This is a genomic window from Candidatus Rhabdochlamydia sp. W815, from assembly GCF_018642185.1.
Lineage (GTDB): Bacteria > Chlamydiota > Chlamydiia > Chlamydiales > Rhabdochlamydiaceae > Rhabdochlamydia > Rhabdochlamydia oedothoracis.
In genome coordinates, this window is record NZ_JAAVTY010000030.1 from 1 (window position 1) to 12,943 (window position 12,943).

Sequence of the window (12,943 nt, forward strand, 5' to 3'; positions counted from 1 at the left end):
TTAAACTTAAGCACCATAAATTTTATGTGTGTATCCATAAGGTACATGGAGGGAAGTATTTGCTGTAATAGCTCAGGAGAACATCCGTGCTGAGCATTATTTATCGTTTCTAGTATAATGTGTTCGGATATTTCTTCATGAAGAAGGTCATTTAAAGAGGCCTTTTCAAACTCTTGCATAATTAACCTTTGTTTTTAAGTATTACTATTACTTATTAAGTGAGGTATTTTTATATTATTTATTTTAATATAATTGTATTTAAATAACACATTAATTTATATTAACCTTTTTATAGAGCAAAAGAAAGATATGCAGAGTTTGAAAACTGCAAATTGTATAATTACCTGAAATAGGCTACATGTTTAGTCCCAAAGTATAATGGTGTATACTATAAACATTTAGCGTCAAAGGAAACATTATGGGACAAATATTACATGCTCACCTTATGTACTCTCTATAGAGGACCGCGCTGCTTATCAAGCCACTTTTTCCCTCTGTATGTGCGTAAGGTGAGTTACTTGGAAATCATGTGTAATAGACAAGACTTAAACGGTAAGCCATAGGAGAAAACCTAAGAAATAGGTAAAGACGACAAATGAGTTGGCTCTTAGAAGCCGTGATATACATTAGATTTCTTGCATAACCCCTTATTTTAAAGCTTTCATTTATAGGTCTTTTCCTGTAGGTGTTTTAGTAGAGACTCTGTTTGGTCTTGTGAAAGCTTTGATTTGCTACCGCCTCGAGGGCTACTTCCAGTTTTATTTTCGGAATCATATTCTCTGAGGTATTCCTGAACATTGATAGGGCTTATCCGGAGTGTTTTAGCAAGATTTTTTGTTGAGATTCCCTCATCATAGCCCAAAATTACACAAAGCCTATTCCGTTCAGAATAGTCTTTTGGATGCTTTAACTTGTGTTCTAAGAGCCTGTTTAAAATCTTTTCAAAAGTAGAGCAATAAAAGCGAGAACCACCATACTCAGGCTTGTATGTAGTTTTCTTTCGCAATTCTGCTAAAACACTTTTTACAACGAACAAATGGTTTTTATGTAGTGAAAATGCTTCTATATGCCTTACTGAAAAGATTTTAAACAGGCTCTTAAAATACATCCAGAGCTGCAAATGATCTTAAAACCTCCAATCCAGAGCTAGATTTATCTCATTCACCTTAGAACCATTCCCAAACCTGCCATCATAACCTAAAAATACACTAAAACCACCTTGAGAAGAGAGGAGGAGTTGTCCACCTACAAGAGCTTGATCTATTACTTGGTTAAAGCTAGTCACGGAAAAATTAGGAGAGCAGAAGGTTTCTTTTCGAAAACTAGCGGTGTAATGTCTTCCTGTTAAAGGAGTTGTTCTCAGCCAACCTACGTTGACGCTAGAAGCTAAACACATATTGCAGCAAACCCATTCTTTGGTAAATTTTAGGTTGACTAACGAGCGTAGAAAGGAGGTATGTTTTCTTTTTACAGCTAAATCAATCGAACCAGCTCCGCTTTCTTGAAATCTTTCTTGAAAGATATTCAACTGATCTAATAGAAACTCTGGTTGCACAAAGAAGTGATAAAAGGGTTCTAGTTTAAAACCTGCTAAGATAACTTCGGAAAGATCCCAAGTATTGGGATGGCTACTCGCTACGCGAGATATCCCTGGAAATACAATTTTTCGATCTACATCATAAAAATTACCTGCTCCTAGTACAAGAAGGCCAAAATAAAAACTTCCACAATCATATCCTATGTAAGGACCTAAATACCCAGAATCAGCTCTAGCTTTTCCGGCTTGATGTTTCCAGTGTAAATGAGAGTAGGAATAACCAAGACCAAAACCTAATGTCCAATCATTACTCAATAGATGATCTATCCCAGCTGCTATTCCATAAGTGTGATTGGTAAATCCTATGGCTTCCTGACCTAGTTGAAGGCGATTTTTTTGCGAATAGACAAGCCCTAGCGGGTTGATCCAAATATTAGTAGATTCACAGGTTGCATAACAACAGGATCTTTGGTTTGCTCCTGTTACAAAGAAGGTGTTTGCTAGACTAAAATTATTTTCCAACTCGTTTAAGGCAAAGGCTCCAAATTGAGAGGGGGTTAGTCTATTCAAGGCTTGTGCATACTGATCTGCGGGAAGAATAAGCAGGGCTTTTGCAACTGCATCAAGGTCAAGATTAGCAAAATCAAAAGAAGAACAGAATAGGTAATCTACTACAGCTCCTGCATTACCATCTGGTCTAGCAGGAATAATTAAAGAGGAGGCAAGAATTAAGAGTTGGGCTTGTGTAGGAAAATAGTTGATGGCGTAATCAAGACGCCGAGTACTAAAAGTACTGCTAAATTGTCCTGTAACTGATCCTGCGCTAAGAAAGGTATAGGTTGTTCCCTCTAGATAAACCCCAGCTTCAGGAATGACCCGCAATGCTCCGTCTAGGGTTGCGGTCTCTGTAATTTGAAGCAAATCAGTTGCTCCATCGGGAGCTATCTCTATACTCAATCGCCCCCCAGTAGATTGTTTAAAATCCCCAGTGATTTCGATTGTTCCAATGGACTCTCCTGGCGAAACATCCCCCATATTTATTAAATGGCCAACTGTTCCATTGCCCATTAAAGAGGCATTAGGCAACACGTTAACAGTGCTTCTTAATTTCCCATGAATATGAAGAATGCCTTCAGCGACTAGCGTATGTCCTGTGTGAATACTCGATCCTGTTAATTTCAAAGTACCAATGCCTTGCTTGATAAACACGCCATCATCCTCTCCATGAATAACTCCATGATAAATGGTGTGATTAGCTATTCCTTTACTCAGCATTTTAGATCCTAAGTCAACAGAGCTAGCTCCAGTAATCAGTATTTTAGATCCTAAGTTAACAGAGCCGGCTCCAGTTAAATCTCCTATGGTGTGAAACTCTGCTGTAATATCACTAATATCAAAAACTCCTTCATTGATAGTAACATTTCCTGCAGAATGTAAAGCCCCAAGAGCTGAAAGAGCAAGAGTTCCTCCATTAATGATTGTTCCTCCAGAATAGGTATTAACTCCAGTTAGAGTAAGTGTTCCAGTATTTTGTTTAATAAGAGATCCGCTCCCCTGAATGACTCCTGAGTAAGTGCTATCATTTACTGTGCCTTCAATGAGATTTTTCGTTCCTAACTCAACAATACCTCCCGTTCCACTTAAGCTACCTATTGTTTGAGATGCAGCAGTAATATCACTAATATGAAAAACCCCTGCATTGACGATAACATCTCCTGCGGGGTTTAAAGTACCAGAACCTACAAGAGCTAGCGTTCCCTCATTAATGATTGTTCCTCCAGAATAAGTATTGATTCCTGTTAGAGTGAGTATGCCACTGCCTTGTTTAGTAAATCTACCATTAGCTCCTCCCTGAATGACCCCGGAATAGGTGGTATGATTAGCAGTGCCCTCAATGAGATTTTTGTTTCCTAAATTAACAAAGCCGACTCCAGTTAAGTCTCCTATTGGTTGAGATTCTGCTGCAATTCCACTAATATCAAAAGCTCCTTCATTGATGGTAACAGCTCCTATAGAAGAGAGTTTTCCTGATCCTGAAAGAGCTAGTGTCCCAGCATTGATCATTGTCCCTCCAGAATAGGTATTAGTTCCTGTAAAAATAACTGTTCCTGTATCTCGTTTATCAATAGATCCAGCTCCTGAGAGAACCCCATTATATGTTCCTGTATGCGCTTGATCGAATACTAGAGAAGCATTATTTAGAATATTTCCTTGCAAACTATTTGTATTTCCTTGCAGAACCCCATCATTCACTGTAGTTCCCCCGGAGTAGTCGTTATCACCTGTTAGAACAAGAGTTCCCAAACCCTGTTTTATAAGAGCACCAGAACCTCTGATTAATCCTGCATAGCTTGTATGATTAAAAGCTTCTTGAATTAGTGTTTTATCTCCTAAAATAATCTCTCCTCCACTACCGCTTAAATCACCTATGTTTTGAAATGAATCTGCAATGTTACTTATGTCAAAGCCTCCTGCATGAATAGTAACAGATCCTGTAGAAGAGAGTTTTCCTGATCCTGAAAGAGCTAGTGTCCCAGCATTGATCGTTGTCCCTCCGGAATAGGTATTAGTTCCACTCAAAGTCAATACCCCACTACCCTGTTTAATAAAGGACCCTGTCCCATTAATGATTCCTACGTAACTTGTGTTATTTTTAGTTGCGGTAATCAGCGTTTTTTCTCCTAAAAAAATAGTTCCTCCTCCAATTAGCTCGCCAATGGTTTGCGATGAAGCAGTGATATCGCTAATATCAAAGTTTCCTACATTGATTATAACAGTCCCAGTAGGCAATATAGTTCCCAATCCTGAAAGAGCTAATGTCCCCAAAGTGATCATTGTTCCTCCAGAATACGTATTAGCTCCTGTGAAAATAACCGTTCCTGTATTTTGTTTATTAAGAGCTCCATCTCCTGAAAGAACCCCATCATATGTTCCTGTATGCGCTTGATCGAACACTATAGAAGCATTATTTAGAATATTTCCTTGCAGGCTATTTGTACTTCCTTGTAGAAATCCAGCACTAACCAAAGTTCCTCCAGAATACGTGTTGGGTCCTGTTAAGATGAGTCTTCCGGAGCCTTGTTTAATAAAGGCGCCTGTTCCACTAATAATTCCTGCATAAGTTGTTTGATTAGAATCTCCAACGGTTAATGCATTAGCCCCTAATAAAACTTGACTGCCCTCAACCCCATCAATGCTTCCAATACTACGTGCTCCATTAGCTTCTGTGATGTCAAAAATGCTATCTGATCCACTGAGAATAACCAGGTTATCTATTGCTAAAGAACCATTACCAGAAAGTGCAATTCGCCCAGAAGAGATGTTTGTTGCTCCCGTATAAGTATGTATTCCACTAAATGTAAGAGTTCCTAATCCTTGTTTAGTAAAAGAGCCAGCTCCACTAATCACTCCTTCGTAAATTGTATCATCAAGCGATCCTGCTATAAGCGTTTTTGTCCCTAAGACAACTTCTCCCCCTATACCGCTTAAATTACGAATAGTTTGTGATGTGGCTGAAATAGAACTAATATCAAAGACTCCTGCATGAATATCGACAGATCCCATAGAAAGCAATCTTCCTGATAGAGCTAATCTCCCTGCTTTAATCCTTGTGCTTCCGGTGTGATTGCTACCTTTTAAGATAAGTGTTCCTGTATTTTGTTTAATTACAGTTCCTGTTCCTGCGAGCATTCCATTATATGTTCCCGTACCAACTTGATCAAATACAACCAACGCATCATTTACAATATCTCCTTGTAGACTCGTTGTATTTCCCTGTAAACTCCCTTCAATGACTGTAGTTCCTCCAGTATAGGTATTTGCGTTACTTAAGATAAGCGTTCCTACATTTTTCTTGATTACAGCTCCTGTTCCTGAAATCACCCCGGCGTATTCACCCAAACTCATTTGATCAAAAATAAGAGAAGAATCATTTACGATGTCCCCTTGTAGACTGATTGTATTTCCTTGTAAAACCCCTCCACTGACTATGGTTCCACCAGTATAGGTATTTGCATTACTTAAGATAAGCAATCCCATATTTTGTTTGGTTAGAATACCAGATCCTGAAATCACCCCGGCGTATTCACCCAAACTCATTTGATCAAAAATAAGAGAAGAATCATTTACGATGTCCCCTTGTAGACTGGTTGTATTTCCTTGTAAAACCCCTCCACTGATTATGGTTCCACCCGTATAGGTGTTTTCTCCCATTAAGATGAACATTTGAGGTCCCTGCTTAACAACAGAACCTGTTCCACTAATAACTCCTCTATATACGGTAGAGAGCATTCCTCCTATGATTAATGTTTTTTCTCCTAATACAATTTCTCCTCCAGATCCGCTTAAACTACCTATAGCTTGAGATGAAGCTGCTATAGAACTTATATCAAATATAGCTCCTGCATGAGTTATCACTTTACTAGTAGGAGCTAAACTTCCAGATCCAGAAAGGGCTAGTATTCCCGTATCAATTGTTGTTCTTCCAGTGTAAGTATTACTCTCTGTTAGTGTAAGCTTGGCTAATCCCTGCTTGACAATAGAGCCTGTTCCACTAATAACCCCTCCATATTCTGTAGGAAGTCTCTCTTCCATGATTAATGTCTTTGCTCCTAAAACAATTTCCCCTCCAGATCCACTTAAATCGCTGATCGTTTGAGAATCAGATTCAATAGCACTGATATTAAGTATCCCACCAGAACTGATTACTACTTTACCATTAGGAGCTAAACTTCCAGATCCAGAAAGAGCTAATAAACCGCCAATGATTACTGTTCCTCCAGTATAGCGATTACTTCCTTCTAAGATGAGCTCTCCCTTACCTGATCTTATCAGAGATCCTGAATCCAGGATTCCTGATAAAGTCAAAGAAGAAGAAGGAGCAACATTAACTTTAAAAGGTTTACTTAATGCACTGAATATAAGGTATTGATTTTTGCTTCCATCGATGACTAAAGAGTCTCTAGTAGATGTGGTAAATTCCCCCTCTACTTCAATTGCGGGCAGATCGCTAAAAAGCTGAATCCTGCCAAGACCTGGCTCAAATGTAACCGTGCTGGGTTGTGAACTTCCTAAAGCATTTAAATCAATGATTGATTGCCTAAAACTCCCAGTCCCACTATCTGCATTATTTGTAACCCTAAAGTCAGAGCTCCATATAGCTCTAGAGCTCAAAATCAAAACATGGCAAGCTAAAAGCAATAGTGTCTTCATGTACATCTTTTTTTATCCGTTTATTTTTATAAGCAGTGGTCCTTTCAACCTCGAAGTGCACAAAAAAGAACATATAAATACTTGAAAAAACATCTATTGTGCACCCGAGCATAGCATGTTTGTAGATAATCTCCTAAACACTTCTAGTGGAGTTTTGAAGTTGAGAGCCTCCCTATTCTTTTTTTTAATTCTATAGATTCACTAAAATAAGTAAAATAAAATTTTGATAAAAAGCCTTTTTCCCAAAAAGAAAAAGTTTGTGATGCGATTTAATCGAATGCTGCTTTTTTTTCTTGGCTTAGCAGCTGAAAAAAATGCTGCGCTTCCTTGCAAGCAATAGAAGATAGGCCGATTAATCCGATTAAATTGGGAATAGTCATTAAGCCATTCATAATATCTGCTAAAGGCCAAACTATTTCTATACTCATAATGGAGCCTAAAAACACACAAAAACAAAATAGAATCCGATAGCTTTTTTGTAATAATCCTTTAAAAAGAAACTCCATACTTTTTTCTCCATAATACGACCATCCAATAATGGTAGTGTAACCAAATAAGATGACTCCCAAAATCACAATAAATTCCCCTCCGGGAATGATGCGAAAAGCCTGAATCACAAGAGCTACTCCATTGAGAGCTTCTCCATTTGCTCCTATTGTTCCTAAAACATCGGTAACCGAGATAACAAGCGCTGTAATTGTGCATACAACAAAACTAGAAAAAAACACCCCGCTCATAGAAATCAAGGCTTGTCTTCCTGGTACATCGGTTTTTGCTGCTGCTGCAGCAATGGGGGCACTTCCCATACCCGCTTCGTTTGAAGAGATCCCTCTAGCTGCACCTAACTGGATTGCCATCATAACAGATGCTCCCAAGAAACCACCAACTGCCGCTTGTCCTGTAAAGGCTGTTTGGATAATTGTTAAAAATCCCTCCCAAACACGGTCATAGCGGACATATAAAATAAATAAACCTGAAACAATATATAAGAGAGCCATAATCGGTACTAACAAACCACTAATCTTAGCAATATTTTTAATACCCCCAAACAAAACAAAAGCTGTAAGAACCGCCATAATAACTCCAGGCCAAATAACCGAACAAGGAATAAGTTCGGTACAAGCTATTGCAATAGAGTGTGCTTGTATGAGATTTCCTCCACAGAGAGTAGCTAGTAAGCAGCAAATAGAGAAAATTACCCCTAGCCATCTTAATTGCAGACCATTTGCTAAATAGTACATAGGTCCGCCACACATTCTTCCATTTTTATCTATCTCTCGATATTTCACTGCTAAAATGGCCTCAATGAATTTAGTCGCCATCCCTACAAGAGCAATCATCCACATCCAAAAGACAGCACCAAATCCCCCTGCAACAATTGCGGTTGCAACCCCTGCAATACTACCAATTCCAATGGTTGCAGCTAGTGCTGTCATCAGTGATTGAAATTGGCTAATGTCTCCTTCAGCATCCTGATCCGATCTAGTAAACGCTAATTTTAAGGAGTAACCCAAATAACGAAACTGCATTCCCTTTAAACGAATCGTAAAAAATATTCCTACACCAATGAGTAGAAAGAATAAGATATAGCTCCACATCCATTTATCTAATTGATTTAAATACCAAACAAATACTTTATAAGTCATTTTCACCTTGGGTTATAAATTCTCAAGTACAACTTCTTTTGTGTTAGCAGTTGCACGTTTTTTGTACATATGCTAGGTTGAAACCAATGTTTTTCCGATCTAGAACTTTATGAAGCAAATACAAATACTCTCTCCTGCTATTTTAAAAAAGCAATGCCCTCCTTCCAAATCCGCACAAGATTTTCTTATGCAATCCAAAAAAAAGGCAAATGCGATTGCAGCAGCAGAAGATCCTAGCAAAGTATTTTTTATCGGTCCCTGTTCTATTCACGATATCGACTCAGCTATTGCTTATGCCGAATGCTTTAAAAAAATTTGTACTACTTTGAGTAACCGCTGTTTTCTAGTCATGCGCGTTCATCTGCAAAAACCTCGTACAATTACAGGTTGGAAGGGTTTAATGTACGACCCTTACTTAGATGGAAGTAACGATATTCAAACGGGGTTACTCTGGTCTCGCAGGCTTCTAACCACTCTTGCTGAAATGCATGTTCCTTGCGCAACGGAGTGGCTTGATCCTCTTTCATCTTGCTTTTTAAGCGATTTAATCACTTGGGGATTCATTGGTGCTCGTACCTCTAGTTCTCAAGTACACCGCGAATTAGCCTCTAGCCTTTATTTCCCTGTAGGCTTTAAAAATCACACAGATGGTTCTTTAGAAGACGCCATTCATGGAGTTTTATCTGCTAAAGAAAAGCACACTTTTATGAGCATCAACCAAGAAGGGATTGCATGTGCCTTTCAATCTGTGGGAAATCCTCATACACACCTTGTTTTAAGAGGCTCTTATCAAGGAATTAATTATGATTCCAAGTCAATCAAAACAGCTTTGAAAAAATTAGCTGCCCTTAATTTACCCCAGCGTATTATCATTGACTGTGCGCATGATAACTGTGAAAAACAATTCCAAAAACAAAAAAATGTCTTTGAATCTGTCTTAGAGCAAATTTCGAACGGTAGGCATGAAATTTTAGGATTGATGATAGAGAGTCATCTAAAAGAAGGCAACCAAATTCTAGAACCGGATAAGCTAGAGTTTGGTCTTTCCATTACAGATCCTTGCTTAAATTGGGAAGAGACCGCTGAGTTGATTTCCCAAGCTAACTGTGTGATGTGCTAATCTTCAATCTTGATTAAATTTACCCAAAATTGATGTTTACATTCCTTATAGATACATCCATCTTCTGTGAGAATAGCCGCTTTATAGGTTAGAATTCCTCCTTTTTCCTCATATTCACTATCAAACAATTTATAATATGCATAATTGAGCTTATGTGTAATGGGAAAACAAATTCTCTGCTCTGTATGATCCCAGAAAATCACATCTAATACGGCAACAGGGTTTAAAGCTAAGATTTCACTAGGTACACACCACTGAACAACTAGCATTTGTCCAATAAAAGGAGCTTCTTGTCTTGGATCAGGGGTTCCTACATGCGTACTAGCCAAATAACGCTCATCTACCCATTTTTGCATAACAGATACATAATAAGGCCCACAAGAACATAAACTCAGCAAAACAAAAAACCACATTCCCATTTGTAACATAATCTTCTATACTTAAATCCTAATAGATGAGGTTATCGATGGCAAAGCATTTAAAGCAAGCGGTCTCTGGAATTATCTTTTGCTCTGAGAGGCAAAAAGTTCTTCTAATCAAAAGAAGAGACATTCCTGTTTGGGTTCTTCCAGGAGGAGGTGTAGAAGAACAAGAGACTCCCGAAGAAGCTGTGGTAAGAGAGGTGTATGAAGAAACAGGCTTAAGCGTACAGATTGTGCGCAAAGTAGCTGAGTACTCACCAGTAAACAAGCTCACTCAATTGACACATCTATTTGAATGCTCGATTGTACAAGGGAATCTACAAACAGGCAGTGAAACTAAAGAAATTGGATTTTTTCTATCCTCCAAGCCTAATCTATTACCCCCCCCTTATTTAAGCTGGATTCAAGATGCTTCATCCCATCAAAAATGTGTTATCCAAAAAAAAGTTGAAGGGGTCTCTTATCTTGTTTTATGCAAATTTTTATGCCTGCATCCGATTTTAGTTACTCGTTATCTACTGACCAAAATAGGCATTCATATTAACACCTAAACCATCTTGTTAGGATTAACAGCAGCATCAAACTGTGCTTCTGTTAAAAAGCCCAGCTGCATTGCAGCTTCTTTAAGAGAGATATTTTCTCGATGGGCTTTAGAGACAACTTTTGCTGCTCTGTCATAACCAATGACAGAATTTAAAGCAGTAGCCAACATCAGCGAGGTCTCTAAGTAATAGGCAATGCGAGCTTTATTGGGTTGTATGCCGCTTAAACACTTATCCTGGAAATTACGAACTACATCAGACAGCAGTTGAATGGATTGGAGCAGATTATAAATCATAACAGGTTTAAAGACATTTAGCTCAAAATTTCCCTGTGAACCTGCAAAGGTAATGGTTGTGTCATTCCCAAATACTTGCGTGGCTACCATGGTCATTGCTTCACATTGAGTAGGATTTACCTTACCTGGCATAATCGAAGAGCCTGGTTCATTTTCTGGTAAAATCAGCTCAGCAAGACCACATCTCGGACCTGATCCAAGCCAACGAATGTCGTTTGCAATTTTCATTAAAGAACAGCTTAGTCTTTTTAAAGCTCCACTCATCTCAACGATCGCATCATTTGCGGCCAAGGCTTCAAATTTATTAACAGCTGAAACAAATACAACTTGGGTTTGCTGACTAATCACCTCAGCTACTTGTTTAGCGTAATCAGGATGAGTGTTAAGCCCTGTTCCCACAGCGCTGCCTCCAAGAGCTAGCTCTGAAAGAGGGTTTAAGGCATTTTCAATAGCAGAAATTCCCTGTTTTATCTGCGTAGCATATCCAGAAAATTCCTGTCCTAAACTTAAAGGAGCAGCATCCATAAGATGCGTGCGACCAACCTTAATAATCTTTTCAAACTCTTTTGCTTTCTGCTCTAAAGCACGATAAAATCTCTGCAGGCTAGGAAGCAAATTTTGACAAATAGCAAGTTTTGCTGCAATATGCATAGCACTAGGAAAAACGTCATTTGAAGATTGGGATTGATTTACATCATCATTAGGATGAACCGGCTCTTTACTCCCCTTTTTTCCACCTAGTTTCACATTGGCGCGATTGGCGATCACTTCATTGACATTCATGTTCGTCTGTGTACCAGAACCTGTCTGCCAAATGACTAAAGGGAATTGATCATCCAAATCTCCTTTCAAGATTTCTTTGCACACACTAACAATTGCTTTAGCTTTCTGAGGATCCAATACACCTAATTTTTGATTTACCTTAGCAGCAGAAAGCTTCACTATAGTTATTGCACGAATCAAAGACATAGGCATCTTCTCTATTCCAATAGCAAAATTGGCTAAAGAGCGTTGTGTTTGCGCTCCCCAATAACAATCCTCTGGAACTTCGACCTCTCCTAAAGAATCTCTCTCTTTGCGCATATACCTATCTCTTAAATTCCTAGACCTTCCTTGTATCTTAAGATCTGTAATTTAGGCAAACTGAAATGTATGTAACTCCAAAAGAGAGTTTAAAGAATTTTTAGAAACTAGATTTTTTTTAATCAGTAAATATGTGTTTCTATCCTACATTTCTAGACCTACAGCGCGATTTTTTTGAATTAATCCATACATTCGAGCAGCTATTTCTCCAAATAATAAAATAATTTTTTTTCGAAGCTCATTGAGATTAGTGATAACTTCTCGAATAGTGTATGAAAGCGATTCATCGTAAAAATAGACCATACCTATTCCTTCCATGACTTGGAAAATTCATCTTAAAGTAGGGTTTGCCACTTCCCTACTCAGCTGATTTAAGTAAAGTACTTTTTCGTACTTTTAGTTGGTCTCTTAATTGGCCAATATGATAAATTATTAAACATAAATTCATTATTATAATCAGAGCTGCTTGATCTTGCTACCTTTTTTTAGGTGTTTAAAATCTTTTCAGTAAGGTATAATGATAGTTTTCATAAAACCTTTGGAGGTAATTATGACCCGCTCTTATCCAAGCGATATTTCTCGTAAACAATTTAGCAAAATCCATCTAAGATCCTGTTTAAAATCTTTTCAAAAGTAGAGCAATAAAAGCAAGAACCACCATATTCAGGCTTGTATGTAGTTTTCTTTCGCAATTTTTCCATAGCCTGCGACATTTTTCTATCCACGCAAAAGAACGCTCTACAACCCATCTTTTGGGAATAACTTTAAAAGATGGCTTTAAAGGAGACCTTAAACCCTGATGAAGAGATCTATTTCATAGATGCTGTGCATCCAACATCAGTCCCAAGCCGTATGTGGATGGATCAAAAAAGGCGTTCAAAAGACTTTGCAGACATCCGGGAAACAATTGCAATTGCATTTTGCTGGAGCTCTTTGCCTGACAGGAATGAAGATTTTTACAGAGGAATATAAGACAGTTGATGCCGATATAATGCTCGATTTTTTCAAGAAGCTAGAAAAACAGACAGAGGCTCGAATTATTCATGTAATTTTGGATAATGCGAGATCAAACAAAAATAAGAAACT

The 12,943-nt window shown here is 38.1% G+C and carries 9 protein-coding genes and 1 pseudogene; 3 read left to right on the top strand and 7 right to left on the bottom strand.

Annotated elements, in window-relative coordinates; genetic code table 11:
- Window positions 1-661 precede the first annotated feature (661 nt).
- The 3 genes from RHOW815_RS03425 to RHOW815_RS03435 all read right to left on the bottom strand — a co-directional run bounded on the left by RHOW815_RS03425 (window position 662) and on the right by RHOW815_RS03435 (window position 8,394).
- Window positions 662-1,036 carry a helix-turn-helix domain-containing protein gene (locus RHOW815_RS03425; RefSeq protein WP_215216954.1) on the bottom strand — a complete coding sequence of 125 codons (375 nt, stop codon included), beginning with the start codon at window positions 1,034-1,036 and terminating at the stop codon, window positions 662-664.
- A gap of 90 nt (window positions 1,037-1,126) precedes the next feature.
- On the bottom strand, window positions 1,127-6,748 hold the full coding sequence (locus tag RHOW815_RS03430; protein WP_215216955.1) for an autotransporter-associated beta strand repeat-containing protein: 5,622 nt from the start codon (window positions 6,746-6,748) through the stop codon (window positions 1,127-1,129).
- A gap of 269 nt (window positions 6,749-7,017) precedes the next feature.
- Window positions 7,018-8,394, bottom strand: coding sequence for an alanine/glycine:cation symporter family protein (locus tag RHOW815_RS03435; RefSeq protein WP_215216956.1), 1,377 nt, complete (start codon window positions 8,392-8,394; stop codon window positions 7,018-7,020).
- Window positions 8,395-8,503: 109 nt separating this feature from the next.
- Between RHOW815_RS03435 and RHOW815_RS03440 the strand changes: the two genes are divergently transcribed.
- Window positions 8,504-9,514, top strand: coding sequence for a 3-deoxy-7-phosphoheptulonate synthase (locus RHOW815_RS03440; protein ID WP_215216957.1), 1,011 nt, complete (start codon window positions 8,504-8,506; stop codon window positions 9,512-9,514).
- On the opposite strand, the gene RHOW815_RS03445 is transcribed toward RHOW815_RS03440, so the two are convergent.
- Entirely contained in the window at window positions 9,511-9,942 is a 432-nt protein-coding gene (locus RHOW815_RS03445) for a hypothetical protein (RefSeq protein WP_215216958.1), read from the bottom strand. The genes RHOW815_RS03440 and RHOW815_RS03445 overlap by 4 nt on opposite strands.
- Before the next feature lie 38 nt (window positions 9,943-9,980).
- On the opposite strand from RHOW815_RS03445, the gene RHOW815_RS03450 reads away from it, so the two are divergent.
- Window positions 9,981-10,487, top strand: coding sequence for an NUDIX hydrolase (locus RHOW815_RS03450; RefSeq protein ID WP_215216959.1), 507 nt, complete (start codon window positions 9,981-9,983; stop codon window positions 10,485-10,487).
- Here the strand turns inward: RHOW815_RS03450 and fumC are convergent.
- The 3 genes and pseudogenes from fumC to RHOW815_RS03465 form a co-directional block, all read right to left on the bottom strand.
- The gene (fumC, locus tag RHOW815_RS03455; RefSeq protein WP_215216960.1) at window positions 10,484-11,857 is read right to left on the bottom strand and encodes a class II fumarate hydratase; all 1,374 of its coding nucleotides are present in this window, start codon (window positions 11,855-11,857) and stop codon (window positions 10,484-10,486) included. The genes RHOW815_RS03450 and fumC overlap by 4 nt on opposite strands.
- A 144-nt stretch (window positions 11,858-12,001) precedes the next feature.
- Window positions 12,002-12,160 (bottom strand): hypothetical protein, encoded by a 159-nt coding sequence (locus RHOW815_RS03460; RefSeq protein ID WP_215216961.1) that lies wholly within the window; start codon window positions 12,158-12,160, stop codon window positions 12,002-12,004.
- A 313-nt stretch (window positions 12,161-12,473) separates the two neighbouring features.
- Window positions 12,474-12,629 (bottom strand): annotated as a pseudogene (locus tag RHOW815_RS03465) (transposase); the annotation flags it as partial.
- A gap of 48 nt (window positions 12,630-12,677) precedes the next feature.
- On the opposite strand from RHOW815_RS03465, the gene RHOW815_RS03470 reads away from it, so the two are divergent.
- The coding region (locus RHOW815_RS03470; protein WP_215216962.1) for a transposase at window positions 12,678-12,943 on the top strand (266 nt) is incomplete at its 3' end.